A 16,320-nucleotide genomic window follows, 5' to 3' on the forward strand; every position below is an offset into this window, starting at 1 on the left:
CAATTCTTAAGTTCCGTATAAGGCATAATCAATAACGACATCTCAACTGATAATTAGCGCAGTAACTTTAGCCAATCTCGCTGCAATTTCCTTGTCAGGAATTTGTCCACTTATTCCAACGATGATGCGGATTGCAGCCTTAACTTATTTAAGTGGCGTAACCTACATAACTTATGTATGCTATTTAGGTGACCTCAGTTATAGTATTCCGTGTCAGGAATTTGTCTACTTATTCCAACGGTGATGATGACTGCAGCAACAAATTATAAAGGGAGGATAGGTGGTTACTTAACCATCATAAGTTATGTAACTTATGATGATTCATATTAAAATCATATGAAAGTAATCTTATTCAAAAACTTAGGGCGTGTCCTCATTTGGCTTTGCAGCAAATAAATATGCAGGCTATACGGATCATAGATTTATAATTGCGTGCCAGTTTATCAAATCGAGTTGCAATAGCACGGAAATGTTTTAATCTTGCAAAAGCATTTTCAACTAAATGTCTTAATTTATATAGATATTTATCAAATTCCTTATTCGATCTCTTACTGTTTGATCTCAATGGAATAATGGGTATCATATTCTTGTTCTTGGCACATATTCTAATGTGCTCAGCATCATACCCCTTGTCAGCTATGAGATAAGTTGCCTCGCCTACAATATCAATCAGTTGTTTTGCAACTTGACTGTCGTGGACATCACCCCCAGTGATTTTAAAATCAATCGGTAATCCATTCGCGTCGGTTGCAAGATGTATTTTTGTTGTTCCTCCACTGCGTGATTGTCCAATTGCTCTTTCGAAACCATGCCGAGCTCCACTTGCATGTTGATGCACGCGTATGTAGCTTCCATCAATGAATACCCATTCCTGATCCAGAATGCCTCGTAATCTAAAAAAAATTTATCCCATAATCCCTTACTTGTCCAGCGATTAAAGCGATTGTAGGCAGTTTGCCAAGGGCAAAGTTCTTGAGGAATATCACGCCATGTCGCACCCGTACGTAGTTTCCATAAGATAGCTTCCATGATATTTCTACTGTTTTTTGAACAGTAACAACCGTGTAATCGCATAGTATCTTGAATTTGCTGCCAAATATCATCGGTGAGTAGAGTACGTGCCATTGGAAAAATATAGAAATGAAAAGAGCTTAAAGGAGGATTTTAAGTATTTAAAAACAATTCTTCAAATGAGGACACGCCCTAGTATGATAAGGCCTGATATTTTGTTTAAAATGACTATCAACTAAAGGGTTACTTCTTGTATTTAGGAGCATAACCAACTTCTAACAAATAAGAAAAATACTTTCTAACATTATCGCTATCAAGAAGATCACTTGATATCCTTTCCTGAAAGTCTTCTAGAGTCTCTCCACGATGTGCGAAATCATTACCAAATTTTGGATAGTTAGTGATATCACATAGCTTTTTAGCAAAAAATATACATTGCTTAGCTGTCAATTTATAAGTTGGCTCTAAAGAAACACTTGTGCTCCTTTTATCCTGTTCTTTTTCTTCAAACATGAAGTGTAATTCTGAAATATTTCTTCCCTCCTTTTTTTGTATATAAGAAACTGTAATATCCGTAAATTTGTTAATTTGATTTAAAGCTACTGTAAGAACCCTTTTCTTAAAGTCTCCCATCTTTTTATATTCATCTTCTATCAATCCGAGTTTTGATCTAAGCTCATCTATAGAAATATATAACTTACCAGTTGATCTCCAACGTATGAGTAACTCATACAGGCGAATTGCATAAATGCTTGTAAGTGGTGAGATTTGTTTAAGTTCATATCTTGTGAATTTTTCTTCAAGTTTTACAAATAAGGGGATAATATCTGGTGCAAAAATTAGTTGGACGCATCCTTCTTCCTTAACATAACCCACTTTTGAAACCCACCTACTTTTGTAAATTCCTATTTTTCCAGTTACAGGATCTATTGCTTTATAATTCAAATGTCGTTCAAAAAGATTATCACATGCTGATTGCAACGCTTCATAGGATGCTTGACGTCCTAAATTAAACTGTTTCATGTATTCAGAAGCATGAATCGTAAGTATAGTATCCGAAGTAAGTTCTTTCTCAATTTCTCGAGCAGCTATGATCGCAATTAATATTAGCCTTTGCTCAGATAGATTTAGTGAATACGATGCTTCAACCAAATTATTATCTTTATATACTATGTTACTCATAGGGAGATATATTAAGGAAAATGTTATAAATAGATATATTGACAATACTACTTAATGTCCACAAATGAAAGTATTTTTAATAAAAGAATTTGTCCACTTATGCACAGAATTTGTCCACTTATGCACAGAATTTGTCAACTTATGCACAGAATTTGTCAACTTAGAAACAGGAAAAAGTCAACTTATTGGTAGGAATTTGTCAACTTAGAAACAGGAAAAAGTCAACTTATTGGTAGGAATTTGTCAACATATACTTCCTGTATCCCTTTACTAGCCAAGCTTTGAACAGATATATAAATAATAAATTTAAATAAATATATATAAATTCAAAAAGCTTATTATTTTGTGGATAACTTTTTTTTTAATTTTTTTTTCATGATAGTTGATTACTTCATAAATCACCTTTAAATTATACACAAACAAACTTACGTAACTTACATAAATTATGATTATCTTAGTTGGTGGTGAAAAAGGCGGTGCTGGTAAAAGCTGTTTAGCTCAAAATCTTGCAGTCTACTTACAACAAAGTCAAAGAGACGTCCTCTTATTAGATGCTGACCCTCAAGGAACAACAACTGATTGGGTTAAAGAAAGAGATGAAAATGATGAATTAAATAATATTCCATCAGTACAAGCATCAGGAAATATACGTTCAGTTTTAAAAGATTTAGACAAAAGATACCAAGATATTATTATTGATGCAGGTGGACAGGATTCTGAAGCATTACGTTCAGCAATGACTATAGCTACACATATGTTATTGCCGTTTAGACCAAAACGAAGAGATCTAAAAACTTTAAATCATATGGAACAAGTTTTAAAATTAGCAAAAACAGTAAATCCGAATCTGAAAGCGAGAGCAATTATTACTCAGTGTCCAACTCTTCCTTCTCAAGTTCAAAGAATTTTAGATGCAAAAGAGGCATGCAAATCATTTGGTATTGATGCATTGAATTCAATCACAACAAATCGAAATGTCTATGATGATGCAGATGAAAATGGGCTTTCAGTTTTTGAAGTAAATAGTGATCCTAAAGCGAAAGCTGAAATTGAAAGTATTGCAATAGAATTTTTAGGAGTATAACTATGGCTGGTTTAACTGGGCTCAACAAAAAAACTGAACCTACAGAACAAGATAAAATGTTAGATGCATTTATATCTGGTGCAGAAAAGAGAGTAAAGGCTTTAGAATCAAGTGAAAAAAAATTTATTCGTTACACTTTTTCTCTAAATGAAGATATTAGTAAACTAATTGATGAGCTGGTTGTAAAAGGGCAAAATGCAAGAATAAATCGTTCAAGTATTGTTCGAGCAGCTATAGAAAATTTATCGACATATAGTGCAGATGAATTAAAAGAAATATTAAGTAAATAATTTAACAATATCCTCCTTTTTAAAGGGGGATATTTCTTAATTCGGCTAAGGTTCCAGCAGTGTGGCAGTAATTTTGGCACTGTTGCAAATAACCACGAATGGTAAGCTGAAGACTGTTTTAGCTAAAGGTGCAGCATATGAATCCTTTCCATGGTCGACATTTTCAGGGCGAAATCATTCTTTGGGCTGTGCGCTGGTATTGTAAATATGGCATCAGCTATCGTGAACTTCAGGAAATGCTTGCCGAACGTGGTGTGAATGTTGATCACACGACTATTTACCGCTGGGTTCAGCGCTACGCCCCTGAAATAGAAAAACGCTTACGCTGGTATTGGCGTAATCCTACAGATCTGAGCTCATGGCATATTGATGAAACTTATGTAAAAGTAAATGGACAATGGTCTTATCTGTATCGTGCAGTCGATCAACGTGGCTATACGATTGATTTTTATCTTTCTTCTAGACGTAATACCAAATCAGCATATTGTTTTCTTGGAAAAATCTTAAATAATGTGAAAAAGTGGCAAATTCCACAAGTGATCAATACGGATAAAGCACCCACATATGGAGGTGCTTTATTACGGTTAAAACAGGAAGGAAAATGTCCACCAGACATTGAGCACAGGCAGGTTAAGTACAAAAATAACGTGATCGAATGTGATCATGGTAAGTTAAAGCGGATCATCAGGGCCACGTTAGGATTCAAATCTATGAAAACGGCTTATGCCACAATTAAAGGGATTGAAGTCATGCGTGCACTGCGTAAAGGACAAGCTTCATCATTTTATTATTGTCAGCCTCTGGGTGAAGTGTGTCTAATCAACAGGGTTTTCGGTCTCTAAGCACTTTTTAAAGGGAACTTCATCGACTCAAATTTCTATTTGCAACAGTGCCATTAAAAACGTAATTCACTCTGAGATATTTACAAAAATATACATACAGTGACAAATAAGAAAAGTGAAAACCATGATGAGCTAATATTTCACAGGTAACTTGAGAATGTTAATTCTCAAATTATTAAGTGTTCACAGTGTATAGTCAAGAATCAAAACTTTCACATGAAAGTCAGCAAGATAGAAGACAGCGTATTATTGATCAAGCACTTGTTTTGGTCATGAAGAATGGTTTAGATAATGTTGCGATTAGTGATATAGCAAAAGCATGTCAGCTAGGACCTGGACAAATTTATAGATGTTTTAAAGATAAAGATGAAATTATTCAGAATCTAATAAAAAGAATTGCTGATAAAAGGGTGAAAAACTCAGATTTACACTCACAAAATATGATTGAAAGTATTTCTTACGATCTGGCTCAAGGTTATCCGCATCAGATGGAAAAAAGTGAACTTTATTTACTTTATGAGATTTTAAACTTAGATCGAAATCAGAAAAACTCGGAATTGGTTGATCAAGCAGAAAAAGAATTAATGTATAAAGGTTTAGATATATTAAAAAATCGCTATCCACAGGCATCTGAGTCAGAAATACGAGCAATAGCAGAAGTTATTGCAACTATTTCGGATGGTACGATTTTGAGAACAGCTAAAGGGTATTCAAATAACGTTGATAAGAAAATTCTTGAAAAATTTTACCTTACCTTATTACGCACCTTTGACTCAATGTTTAAAACGCCTGATGAATGAGCTGGCGATTGTTAAATCGCTTAGTCCTTCATCTGTTAAATGCAAAAAAAATATTTAAACTCCACAAAATGAGTGAATTATGACTCTATCTCCTCGTCTTAAAATGACGTACCTCACAGCAATAATGCTATGTTGTTTTGCCACTATTTCAGGCTGTACGGAAGATCAGCCTGCTGAACCTAAAACGCAAGCCACAGAAGTTAATGTCAGGTTAATACAGCCCCAATCAATAGAGATGAATCATACCTTGGCTGGTCGAACGACAGCCTATATGGTTTCAGATGTTCGCCCACAAGTCAGTGGAATTATCGAAAAAAGAATGTTTAAAGAGGGTGATGAGGTAAAAGCTGGTCAGGTTTTATATACATTAGATTCAAAGTTGTACCAAGCTGCCTATGAAAATGCGCGGGGGGCATTGGTAGAAGCAGAAGCTGCTGTACTGGCTGCTAGACCTAAAGCACAAAGTTATAAAAACTTGTTAAATATTGAAGCAGTGAGTAAGCAAGATGCGATTGATGCTGATGTAACATTAAAACAAAGTGAAGCCGCTGTAATTTCTGCGAAAGCAGATCTTAACACTGCAAAAATTAATTTAGGTTATACCACTATACGTGCTCCAATTTCAGGTCGTATTTCAACTTCAACGTATACACCAGGCGCACTTGTTACAGCAGAGCAAACCACAGCGCTTACAACAATTCAGCAGTTAAATCCAATATATGTCGATATCACACTTTCCAGTGCTGAGTTGTTAAATTTACGAAAACAAATTGAAAGCGGTACCTTGAAATCAATAGATGGGAAAATTCCTGTACACATAATTCTGGAAGATGGGACGACATATAAAGAATCTGGAACGCTTGAGTTTGTAGGGACCTCAGTTGATACAGGCACTGGAAGTGTCAAATTAAGAGCATTGGTTCCAAATCCACAATACTTATTATTACCTGGCGCATATGTAAAAGCTGAATTACCACTAGCTGTAAACCATCAGGCAATATTGATTCCACAAAAAGTCGTAACACGGAATCATAAGGGTGATCCAGTTGTAAAACTAGTAGGTAATGATAACAAGGTTGTTGAAAGGGTGATTCAAACTGCAGAAACCAAAGGTAATCAGTGGGTGGTTACCGCAGGACTGAAAGCAGGTGAGAAGCTGATCGTTGAAGGTGCCAGTACGGTATCTGCTGGACAAGAAGTAAAAGCAAACATGACTCCATCAACTAAAACTCAGTAAAGATAGGTAAAATAATGGCAAGTTTTTTTATCAATCGACCTATCTTTGCATGGGTGATAGCGATTGTAATTACATTAGCAGGTGCATTGTCTATATTCACCTTGCCGATTGAGCAGTATCCAGATATCGCTCCACCTTCAGTTAGTATTAATGCAACGTATACGGGTGCTTCGGCCGAGACAACTGAAAACTCAGTAACTCAGGTGATTGAACAAAGTATGACAGGGCTTGATAACTTATTATATATGTCATCAAGTAGCTCATCCTCAGGAAGTTCACAAATCACGTTGACTTTTGCATCAGGTACAGACCCTGATACAGCCCAAGTCCAAGTGCAAAATAAATTGCAACAAGCACAGTCCTCTTTACCAGAGTCAGTACAAAGTAATGGGGTGACCGTTACGAAGTCATCGGGCAGTATTTTCATGGTGCTCAGTTTTATATCTGAAGATGGCAGCATGACGGGTACCGATTTAGCTGACTATATGGTTTCTAGTGTAAAAGACCAAATTAGCCGTGTGAATGGGGTGGGGAATGTTCAGGTGATGGGATCTGAATATTCAATGCGGATTTGGCTTGATCCTGAAAAGCTAAAAACATATTCACTGATGCCGAGTGATATCATTTCAGCAATTGAAACTCAAAATAGTGATGTCGCAGCAGGATCTTTAGGTGCATTACCCGCTGTAGAGGGTCAAGAATTAAGTGCAACAGTAACTGCACGAAGTCGCTTAAAAACGGTTGACCAATTTAAAAATATTATTTTGAAATCAGATGAAAGTGGTTCAGAAGTTAAATTAGCTGATGTGGCGACAGTAGAGATTGGCAGTGAAGATTACTCTGCTTTAAGTAAGTTCAATGGTCGTAATGCTGCAGGTATGGGGATTGAGCTCGCTTCTGGTGCGAACGCCCTAGATGTTTCAGCGGCTGTTGATGCCAAGCTGAAAGAACTTAAAGCATTTTTCCCGTCAGGGGTCAACTACAAGGTTGCTTATAGTACTGCTCCATTTGTCAAAATCTCGATTGAAGAAGTTGTAAAAACATTATTTGAAGCCATTATTTTAGTGGTCTTAATTATGTATTTGTTTTTACAAAATTGGCGAATTACTTTAATTCCTGCCGTCGCTGTGCCTGTGGTATTGATGGGAACTTTTGGAGTGCTTGCAGTACTGGGCTATTCAATCAATACCTTATCAATGTTTGCCATGGTCTTGGCCATCGGGCTTTTGGTTGATGATGCTATTGTTGTCGTTGAAAATGTAGAACGAATCATGGCAGAAGAAGGTTTAGATCCGAAAGCGGCTGCAGAAAAGTCAATGAAACAAATCACTGGGGCATTGATTGGTATTGTTCTGGTCTTGACGGCTGTATTTATTCCGATGGCCTTCTTTAGCGGTTCGACTGGGCAAATTTATCGCCAGTTCTCTATCACGATTGCATCAGCCATGATTTTATCAGTGATTGTTGCTTTAACGATTACCCCAGCTTTATGTGCCACTTTACTCAAACCATTAGATCAACATAGTGAATCAAAGAAACGTAACTTTTTGACTCGTTTCTTTGATTGGTTTAACCAAAAATTTAATGTGAATACTGAGCGTTATCATCGCGGTGTACAGTGGGTGATTGCGCATAAACGCATGGGTGTAGCTGTATATTTTGCCATTATTGTTGCGATTGGTGCGTTGTTTTGGAAATTACCGACTTCATTTTTACCTGAAGAGGATCAGGGGATGTTAATGGTGTCGATGAAATTGCCATCAGGTGCCACGCAGCAAGAAACTGTACAAGTGATGGATAAAGTTGCCGAGTATGTACAAAAGCAACCTGAAGTAGAGTCCATCATGAGTGTTGCTGGTTTTAGTACTGGAGGAAGTGGGCAGAACTCAGGTATGGGCTTTATTAAACTGAAAGACTGGGATGAACGTTCATCCAGTGCGACAGATGTGGGTAATCGAATTACTCAAAACATGGCTAATCAGTTTAAAGATGCTCAGATTTTTGCTATGGCACCGTCGGGTATTCCTGGGTTAGGTCAAGGTTCAGGTTTTACTATGGAGTTAACCGATTTAGGTGGTGCAGGTCATGATGCACTAGTGGAAGCAAAAGATAAGCTCTTGCAATTAGCACAGCAAAATAAAAATCTGACATCAGTTCGCTATGGTAGCTTAGAAGATGCCCCAACGTTTGCATTAAAAATCAATGACTCGAAAGCAGGTGCTTTACAAGTTAGCCAGAGTGATATTGATGCAGTATTAGCGACAGCTTTGGGTAGTAGCTATGTGAATGATTTTATTTACAATGGACGTATTAAAAAAGTATATGTACAAGGTGAAGCCTCTTCACGGATGGTACCAACAGATATTAATCGTTGGTTTGTCCGTAATGACGATAATGAAATGGTTCCATTTTCAGCATTTACACAAAGTGGATGGAATTTCTCACCTGCGACACTAGCACGTTTTAATGGTACAGCGTCAATGGAAATTAGTGGTCAGGCTGCAGATGGTGTAAGTTCTGGAACGGCAATGGCTGAAATGCAAAAGCTAGTACAACAGCTACCGAATGGCTTTGGATACGCTTGGTCTGGTCTATCTTATCAAGAGCAACAGTCAGGTAGTATGGCGCCATTACTATATGCAATTTCTATTTTGTTTGTGTTCTTATGCTTAGCGGCACTGTATGAAAGCTGGTCAATTCCATTTTCAGTATTGCTTGCTGTCCCGATTGGTGTATTGGGAGCACTGGCTTTTACCAGTATTCGTGGCTTATCGAATGATGTTTACTTTCAAGTTGGTTTACTCACCACCATCGGACTTTCAGCCAAAAATGCTATTTTGATTGTAGAGTTTGCAAAAGAGCTTGAAGAAAAAGGCGAAACTTTACTTAAAGCTACTCTCCATGCAGCTAAAATGCGCCTACGCCCAATTTTGATGACGTCCTTTGCATTCTTACTAGGAGTATTACCTTTAGTTGTGAGTACGGGTGCTGGTTCTGGTGGACGACATTCGCTTGGAACAGGCGTATTTGGCGGGACGCTGATTTCGACCGTATTTGGTATTTTCTTTGTTCCATTATTTTATGTACTGATCCGTAGTGTTTTTTCAAAAAAGAAAGGACTTAAACAATCTCAGGAGAATACATGATGCGAACAATGTATAAATTTGTAGTACTGGTCACATGTATGAGTACTCTCGTGGGTTGTATGAGTTTAGACCCACAGTACCAACGACCTACATTACCAGTTGAACATTCACTGAATAATTCAGGAGTTCAATCAGCACAAATTGCAGTAAGTGCCATTGATTGGAAAGAGATCTTTATTGATCCGCGTTTGCAGAATGTTATTACTTTGGCTTTACAAAATAACCGTGATTTACGTGTAGCCATGCTTAATATTGATAAAGCACGCGCAACTTATCGTATTCAACAAGCTGATTTATTTCCAAGTGTGAGTTCATCTGTATCACAAACAGCGCAACGGTCGGGGACAAGCTCTGATACAACGCAGGTTTCTCGAAGTACAAGCGTATCTGTTGGTTTTACCAGTTGGGAGTTAGATTTATTTGGGCGTATTCAAAGTCTAAGTCGTGAAGCTTTAGAAACATATTTTGCGACTGAAGAAACTCAGCGCAGTTCTCGTATGAGTTTAATTGCTGAGGTAGCTGGTGATTGGCTGACAGTGGCTTCGTATCAACAACAGTTACAGATTGCTCAGCAAACTTTAACAAGTCAAGAGAAAACACTCAGCTTAACTTATGCGAAGTACAAAGCTGGCATTTCATCTGCATTGGATTATGAAGAAATCAAGACCAGTGTTGACAGTGCACGAGCAGATATTGCGAGCTATAAAAAGTTATTAGCACAGTCAAAAAATGCATTAGATTTGATCGTTGGAACCAAAGTACCTGAGGACTTATTACCTGCTCAAACTTTAGAGATTGACTCGATACAATTGGCTGAAATTCAAAATAATCTTTCCTCTGAGGTTTTATTAAATCACCCCGATGTCTTATATGCTGAACATACCTTAAAAGCGGCTAATGCTGACATTGGTGCGGCAAGAGCTGCTTTTTTTCCTACAATTTCATTAACGGCAACAGCTGGGCGAAGTAGTAATGCTTTAGATAATTTATTCAGTGCAGGTGCTCAAACATGGTCATTTATTCCAACCATTAGTTTGCCAATTTTTCAAGCGGGCGAACTCAAAGCCAGTTTAGATTCAGCGAAAATCCAAAAGAACATCTATATTGCACAATATGAGAAAGCTATTCAATCTGCTTTCTCTGATGCGAAAGATGCCTTGGTTACTCGTCAGTTTATTGATGAGCAATTGACGGCACAGAAGGATTTAGTTCGGTCATCTAAACGTAGTTTTGAATTGTCGAATGCATTGTATAAAGAAGGTCAAGCCAGCTACTTGAACGTATTGACGGCTCAGCGAACCTATTATTCTGCTCAACAGTCATTAGTAACACTTTTATTGGAAGAGCAAACCAATAGAGTGACACTCTATAAAGTTCTAGGTGGTGGAGCCGATGCAGAATAAATTAGTGTTGTTGTTATTGTTTTGATTTGACTTTATATCTGTAATTTTAAGAGCCTAATCTACAAATGGTTAGGCTCTTAAATTTTGAAATAAATTAACTCAAATAATTGGTAGGTACACAAAGAAATAATGAGGTTACCAAATACCTTTATTTGAATTGAAAATAACAGACGACCTATAAAAACTAAAGATTTACATAGAACATGAAATGATCAATTTTGATGGTATTTTTCCGTAAAATATTTTTAATCTAATTTAGATGGTGATTACCTTGTTGTGGAATTCAAGCATAAAAATAAAACAAATTTCTGACTAAAGAGAATTTTATTACTAAAAATTGTTTAGATGTTGATGGTTTCGGAACATTAGATTTGAAAAAGAGGCAGACTATTATTTTTACGAAATCATTAATATTTTCAGTATATTTTTGATACACTGAATTGTATGATTTTCATAGTTATCAAATTTTTACAAGGAGATTTAGTTGAGATTTGATGGATTGGATTTGAATTTATTAGTTGCACTAGATATTTTGTTAACGGAAAAAAATATTACTCGGGCTGGTGAAAAATTATTTTTAAGTCAACCAGCAACCAGTGCTGCATTAGCTCGATTAAGAGATTATTTTGAAGATGATCTTTTAGTTCAGGTTGGGCGCAGTATGGTATTAACTCCAATGGGTGAAAATCTGGCTAAACCTGTAGGTGATTTATTAATTCAAATGCGTACTGTATTGAATAATAAAAATAAATTTGATCCATCAACAGCAAAACGAAAGTTCACGGTTATGGCATCTGACTATACTGGAAATGTTTTATTGCCTCGATTAAATCAATTGCTTTATCGTTTGGCTCCGCAATGTTCAATTGAACAACTAATGCCATCCACTGAAGCGGAAAAGCAAATTGAACGTGGGAAAGTTGATATTTTACTTTTGCCCAGTTTAAGTATTTTAGATGAACATCCAAGTCTAGATATTTTTGAAGATGAATTCGTCTGTGTAATGTGGGAGCAAAATTCTTTAAAAGGAAAACAGTTAACTTTAGAAGATTATACACAGGCTGAGCATGTTGTTGTGCGCTTGGGGGCAATTAATAAGACACCGATGATTGACGATTGGTTAATTCGAAATCTAGATATTAAACGTAACGTGGCATATATTGCGACAAATTTTACTAGTGTGCCGCAATTTGTGATTGGTACACCTTATATTGCGATTATGCATAAAAAGCTGGCGTTAGAATGCGCAGAATATTTACCAATTTATGTGGCTCCACTGCCATGGGAAGCTCCGAAAATTAAAATCTGTATGCAATGGAACAAGTACCAGGAAAATGATGCAGGTTTAAAGTGGTTCCGTAAACTGGTAATAGATGTCGCTGAAAAATTAGTTGTGTAATCTGAGTTCAAAAGGGTTGGTTTTAACCCTTTTGAATATTTATTAATGAATTAATAAGCTGTTGTTTTTGCTTTCAAAATAAAACAACGCAGTACATCGAAAGCAATACAAAATACTGCAAAGGCAAGCAGTAACGGACCAAGTTGAGCCAATGTATGTTGTAAGCTACCTGTAAAACCATTGAAATATACAATTAATATTGGGCTAAAAAACATCCCAAAATTATAAAAACTGTTCCATATTCCTGTGCCCAGACCGCGTTTGGCTTGAGGTAAATGGCGCATATTCCAAAAGGTAACTGATGGCAATAAAATTCCCGAACCGAAGCTATTAATGATGGCATAAATTAAAACTTCATTTGCACTTTGAGCATTGGACAATAAAATAAAACTAAAACCAATTAGACCAAATCCAATCAATAGGTTGAGAGAAATTGGCGTTGATTTTTTTATCATGTATTGCACGGTAAGCGTACCTAAAACTACAAATACGGTTGAAAGTGCTGCAATATTACCAGCCGTTTTGGGTGAACTTTCACCAATTGCATTTAATAAATACGGAATTTGAATTTGTAAAATCATGAAGGTCACGGCAGCAATAAAAGCTGTGATCCAGATACCTAGCATAAAATTAGGACGGAACGTGATTGTTTCATCAGTACTTTCCGCATTGAGATAGTCATGATTACTGTTTTTGACTTTCGGTTCCCATAAAAGAATTTGACCAAGAACAGCAAAAATTAAAGGTACTGCATAGACAATAAATGCAAGGCGCCAGCTAATTCCACCTAAATATCCACCAAGTGCAAAAAAGAAAATTGCAGAAGTTGATGCAGCAGTCACTTGTAATGCCAAATAACGTTGTCTCAACGTTGGGGAATAATAGTCACCAATTAGTGTGGTACTTACTGTAAGTACAACAGCCTCAAATACACCTAAAATGACACGAGAGCTCAGAAGAAAATAAAAATTATCTAAGAACATGGGAGCTATTCCCACCATGCCATAAGCCACGGTGGAAAGGATGAGTAATTTTTTACGACCAAACTTGTCTGTGAGGAATCCAACCAGCGGGCTAACAATCGCCATGACTAAACCCGGAATGGTTAGAGCAATCGGAGTTAAATACTCAATATGCGGTACATGGGCAAAGTGTTGCTGAATTTTAGGGAGGCTGGGTGCCATGACAATGGCTGCCATCGGCGACAAGCAGACAAATAGCAATAACAGCAGTGTGGTAAAGCCAGACTTAATCCCAACCACTTTTTCAATGGTCGTTTTTCCTTGATTCATAATTCCCTCGATCTTCAACAGATGTGAGAAAGGGCGTATTGTTCTGATCTTGATAAGGCAGAAAAATAAATGGTATCGCGTCCTGTCTCACCGTTTCGAACATATCCTTGTTTAGGGTGTAATCGGCTTAATGGGGCATGCCAATATTGGTTTTTGTGCCATCGGCATCGGTTTTGATGAAATTAAAATAAGACACATGGACTTCATAAAATTTCTGATTTTCATCGATTTTATAAAGAATTAAGCCGTGAAAATCGAACTGTTGTCCCTGTTTGATTTCACCAAATGGCGTTTCAGTTTTATCTTCTGGAACATCAAAATGCGTGTGAAGCTCAATCACCAGACGGTTGTCATTGACGGGTAAATATTCTTTGACGTTGAGCGTTTCCTTCATCACGCTCCAGATCTGGCGGTAATGTTCTTTGACGGCTTCGACACCTTCAAAAATTAGACCGCCATTAAACATTTTGATATTGGGGGCAAAAAACTCTTCAAAACCTGAATGGTCTTGCTGATTAAATTTACCGATATAATTGTTTAGAAAATACTGTTGATCCATGTGCAATGTTCCATGCTTGGTGGTGTTGTTTTGACATCATGTCAATTTATGCGGATTTATTGTTTTGGATGATTCATCCCGATCCTTGGATCGGAATGAATGAGCGAGGATGAAGAAAATGGTATGGATGCTATTTCTTGCGTCCAACTGAAGCACGAAACAGTAAGGTAATTAAAAATAAAACCGTTTTAAAATTGAGGAGCTTTAGCGCAGCACGAGCCTCCTCAGGTCTGAGTTTTGCCGTCATCGGCATTGCGCCAAAAATCTTGCCTTTTAAAATCAGCTCGTTGCCATTACGTTCAATGGTGCTGACATTCATCAGTTCGCTATTGTCATTTCCATAGACTTTCATAATTAGTTTCCTACTACTTTGTCGAAATCAATATTCATGTCATCAAACATTTTGATGGCTGTTGCACGGCCTGCACCAAATACGCCACCGCCTGGGTGCATGAATGGACCAACTAGATACATGTTATCGAGACCAGGCACGGTTAAGCGGCCTAAGTCAGGAGTTGGACGATGTGCGAAACATTGGTAAAAATAAGGGGCTACACCATGTACATCACCGCGAACCATAGAATTTGGTGAGCTGCGTTCCAGATCTAGTGGGGAATGGAAGCTACGCGCAATAATGTTGTCCGAAGTCAGGTTCTTCACATATTTGCGATAAGCCGCCAGACTGAGTTCACCAAATTCTTCCTTGTATTCATCCCAACGCGCTGAACCACCTTCGGCAAGATCATACGGAGCGAAAGTAATGCCGTGGAACATACCTTTGCCCGCAGGGACACGCGTCGGATCATTCAGGCTTTCATCACCCCCTGCCACCAAGCGACGTTTTGAGACTTTACCGCGACGCAGTTCGTCGAAGTCATCCATCAGTTCAGACAGGTTTTCTGTGCTGAGCATAGTCAGCATGGTGCCTTTGCTGACATCTTTATGTGCGTAAAACTCGGCAGGGTTGTGCAAGTCATAGTGACTGACGAACAAGCTAAATGGCGCAAGTGAGGCATTTTTGGCGCGACGTACCACGTTTTCATCTAGCCCATCGATAAAGCGATCAATGACATGTGGATGCAGCGCGCCAATCACACCATCTTTGGCATAAATTTTTTCGCCATCACGCATTTCCACGCCAACCGCTTTGCCGTTGGAGGTCAGGACTTTTTTCACTTCAGCATCTAGACGAACTTCACCGCCATAATGTTTAAAACAGCGCTCCAAGGCTTCAGACAATTTGCCACTGCCACCTACTGGTTGCGAAACGCCATAGGTATGCATGATGCCAACAAAGACAAACAGTCCCATGCCTGTGCCGAGTTCGTCAGGCAATTGCAGGTTTTCAGCCAATACCCGCAGCAAATGCACTTTGACTTTGTCATGTACAAACAGGCGGTTGACGATTTCATAGGTGCTGCGCTGCATGTAGTCAAACATTTCGCGACCTTCTTCACTCTGGTCGAGCATGGCGACCATCGCACCCATCGGGAGGGGCGGTGAATAAAAACCTGACAGAAACATCGGCAATAATGAAGCCGCTTTTTGTGCTAACTTACGATAGGTTTCAGCATCTTTCGGAGAGATTTGAGCAATTGATTCGCAGGCTTTATCCAAATCTTTGTAGCAAATAATCGAACTGCCATCATCGTAAACTGAGGCATATGGCACGTCTGAATAATTGTACTTCAAGCCAAATTTGGAAAATAAACCGAGTTCGTCCTGACGGATCATTGGGTTGCCTTGAATCATGATATGTACGCTAGAGTGTTCATCATGCCAGAAGCCTGGGGTATTTAGTTCACGCGTCGATACACCACCACCCACATAAGATTTTCGCTCTAAAATTAGGACTTTCTTTCCTGCTTTCGCTAAATAGGAAGCGGCAGTTAATCCGTTATGTCCAGCGCCAATCACAATTACATCATATTGAGACATCATGTCACTCCTTTCCTTTTTTCGTTTTAAGCTGTGATTGGGGCTAAGCATAAAGACAAAAAATCGGATGCGGAAGACAGCACTTTTTTGTATGCTAGTTACATAAATGTTCGTTATGTAAGATGTTTTTTAAAGGA

14 protein-coding genes are annotated in these 16,320 nt (G+C 37.9%); 8 read left to right on the forward strand and 6 right to left on the reverse strand.

Annotated features, from left to right (window positions below):
* Positions 1-373: 373 nt before the first annotated feature.
* Together KTI79_RS17785 and repM are read right to left on the reverse strand one after the other, a co-directional pair.
* A protein-coding gene (locus KTI79_RS17785) for an IS5 family transposase (protein WP_143225012.1) occupies positions 374-1,125 on the reverse strand; the annotation gives its coding sequence in 2 pieces (ribosomal slippage) (positions 374-891 and positions 891-1,125; 753 coding nt in all).
* A 129-nt stretch (positions 1,126-1,254) separates the two neighbouring features.
* On the reverse strand, positions 1,255-2,193 hold the full coding sequence (gene repM / locus KTI79_RS17790) for a replication initiation protein RepM (protein ID WP_032053222.1): 939 nt from the start codon (positions 2,191-2,193) through the stop codon (positions 1,255-1,257).
* Between the two features lie 445 nt (positions 2,194-2,638).
* On the opposite strand from repM, the gene KTI79_RS17795 reads away from it, so the two are divergent.
* The 8 genes from KTI79_RS17795 to KTI79_RS17830 all read left to right on the forward strand — a co-directional run bounded on the left by KTI79_RS17795 (position 2,639) and on the right by KTI79_RS17830 (position 12,394).
* A complete protein-coding gene (locus KTI79_RS17795; RefSeq protein WP_032053224.1) occupies positions 2,639-3,277 on the forward strand; it encodes an AAA family ATPase in 639 nt (212 codons plus the stop codon).
* Between the two features lie 2 nt (positions 3,278-3,279).
* The gene (locus tag KTI79_RS17800) at positions 3,280-3,567 is read left to right on the forward strand and encodes a hypothetical protein (protein ID WP_016165568.1); all 288 of its coding nucleotides are present in this window, start codon (positions 3,280-3,282) and stop codon (positions 3,565-3,567) included.
* Positions 3,568-3,704: 137 nt separating this feature from the next.
* Positions 3,705-4,409, forward strand: a complete 705-nt coding sequence (locus KTI79_RS17805) for an IS6 family transposase (protein WP_032053227.1) — start codon at positions 3,705-3,707, stop codon at positions 4,407-4,409.
* Positions 4,410-4,597: 188 nt separating this feature from the next.
* Positions 4,598-5,209, forward strand: coding sequence for a TetR/AcrR family transcriptional regulator (locus KTI79_RS17810; RefSeq protein WP_032053228.1), 612 nt, complete (start codon positions 4,598-4,600; stop codon positions 5,207-5,209).
* A 79-nt stretch (positions 5,210-5,288) separates the two neighbouring features.
* Positions 5,289-6,446, forward strand: coding sequence for an efflux RND transporter periplasmic adaptor subunit (locus tag KTI79_RS17815; RefSeq protein ID WP_050675400.1), 1,158 nt, complete (start codon positions 5,289-5,291; stop codon positions 6,444-6,446).
* 14 nt (positions 6,447-6,460) lie between these two features.
* Complete coding sequence (locus KTI79_RS17820) at positions 6,461-9,592, forward strand: efflux RND transporter permease subunit (protein WP_032053231.1); 3,132 nt, start codon at positions 6,461-6,463, stop codon at positions 9,590-9,592.
* Positions 9,589-10,995: an efflux transporter outer membrane subunit gene (locus tag KTI79_RS17825; RefSeq protein WP_086375842.1), complete on the forward strand. Its 1,407-nt coding sequence runs from the start codon at positions 9,589-9,591 to the stop codon at positions 10,993-10,995. Before KTI79_RS17820 ends, KTI79_RS17825 begins: the two co-directional genes overlap by 4 nt.
* A 505-nt stretch (positions 10,996-11,500) precedes the next feature.
* Complete coding sequence (locus tag KTI79_RS17830) at positions 11,501-12,394, forward strand: LysR family transcriptional regulator (RefSeq protein WP_228132281.1); 894 nt, start codon at positions 11,501-11,503, stop codon at positions 12,392-12,394.
* Positions 12,395-12,444: 50 nt separating this feature from the next.
* On the opposite strand, the gene KTI79_RS17835 is transcribed toward KTI79_RS17830, so the two are convergent.
* The 4 genes from KTI79_RS17835 to KTI79_RS17850 form a co-directional block, all read right to left on the reverse strand.
* Positions 12,445-13,686: an MFS transporter gene (locus tag KTI79_RS17835; protein WP_050675402.1), complete on the reverse strand. Its 1,242-nt coding sequence runs from the start codon at positions 13,684-13,686 to the stop codon at positions 12,445-12,447.
* A gap of 127 nt (positions 13,687-13,813) precedes the next feature.
* Positions 13,814-14,245 (reverse strand): nuclear transport factor 2 family protein, encoded by a 432-nt coding sequence (locus KTI79_RS17840; RefSeq protein WP_032053239.1) that lies wholly within the window; start codon positions 14,243-14,245, stop codon positions 13,814-13,816.
* Positions 14,246-14,375: 130 nt separating this feature from the next.
* Positions 14,376-14,597, reverse strand: coding sequence for a hypothetical protein (locus tag KTI79_RS17845; RefSeq protein WP_032053240.1), 222 nt, complete (start codon positions 14,595-14,597; stop codon positions 14,376-14,378).
* 2 nt (positions 14,598-14,599) lie between these two features.
* Positions 14,600-16,234, reverse strand: a complete 1,635-nt coding sequence (locus KTI79_RS17850) for a phytoene desaturase family protein (RefSeq protein ID WP_228132282.1) — start codon at positions 16,232-16,234, stop codon at positions 14,600-14,602.
* Positions 16,235-16,320: the final 86 nt, after the last annotated feature.

The sequence above is a fragment of the Acinetobacter sp. WU_MDCI_Abxd143 genome, assembly GCF_025514195.1.
GTDB lineage: Bacteria > Pseudomonadota > Gammaproteobacteria > Pseudomonadales > Moraxellaceae > Acinetobacter > Acinetobacter pittii_H.

Coding starts and splice junctions, on each gene's coding strand:
- repM (WP_032053222.1), bottom strand. CDS start 2,193: ATGAGTAACATAGTATATAAAGATAATAATTTGGTTGAAGCATCGTAT.
- KTI79_RS17795 (WP_032053224.1), top strand. CDS start 2,639: ATGATTATCTTAGTTGGTGGTGAAAAAGGCGGTGCTGGTAAAAGCTGT.
- KTI79_RS17800 (WP_016165568.1), top strand. CDS start 3,280: ATGGCTGGTTTAACTGGGCTCAACAAAAAAACTGAACCTACAGAACAA.
- KTI79_RS17805 (WP_032053227.1), top strand. CDS start 3,705: ATGAATCCTTTCCATGGTCGACATTTTCAGGGCGAAATCATTCTTTGG.
- KTI79_RS17815 (WP_050675400.1), top strand. CDS start 5,289: ATGACTCTATCTCCTCGTCTTAAAATGACGTACCTCACAGCAATAATG.
- KTI79_RS17820 (WP_032053231.1), top strand. CDS start 6,461: ATGGCAAGTTTTTTTATCAATCGACCTATCTTTGCATGGGTGATAGCG.
- KTI79_RS17825 (WP_086375842.1), top strand. CDS start 9,589: ATGATGCGAACAATGTATAAATTTGTAGTACTGGTCACATGTATGAGT.
- KTI79_RS17835 (WP_050675402.1), bottom strand. CDS start 13,686: ATGAATCAAGGAAAAACGACCATTGAAAAAGTGGTTGGGATTAAGTCT.
- KTI79_RS17840 (WP_032053239.1), bottom strand. CDS start 14,245: ATGGATCAACAGTATTTTCTAAACAATTATATCGGTAAATTTAATCAG.
- KTI79_RS17845 (WP_032053240.1), bottom strand. CDS start 14,597: ATGAAAGTCTATGGAAATGACAATAGCGAACTGATGAATGTCAGCACC.
- KTI79_RS17850 (WP_228132282.1), bottom strand. CDS start 16,234: ATGCTTAGCCCCAATCACAGCTTAAAACGAAAAAAGGAAAGGAGTGAC.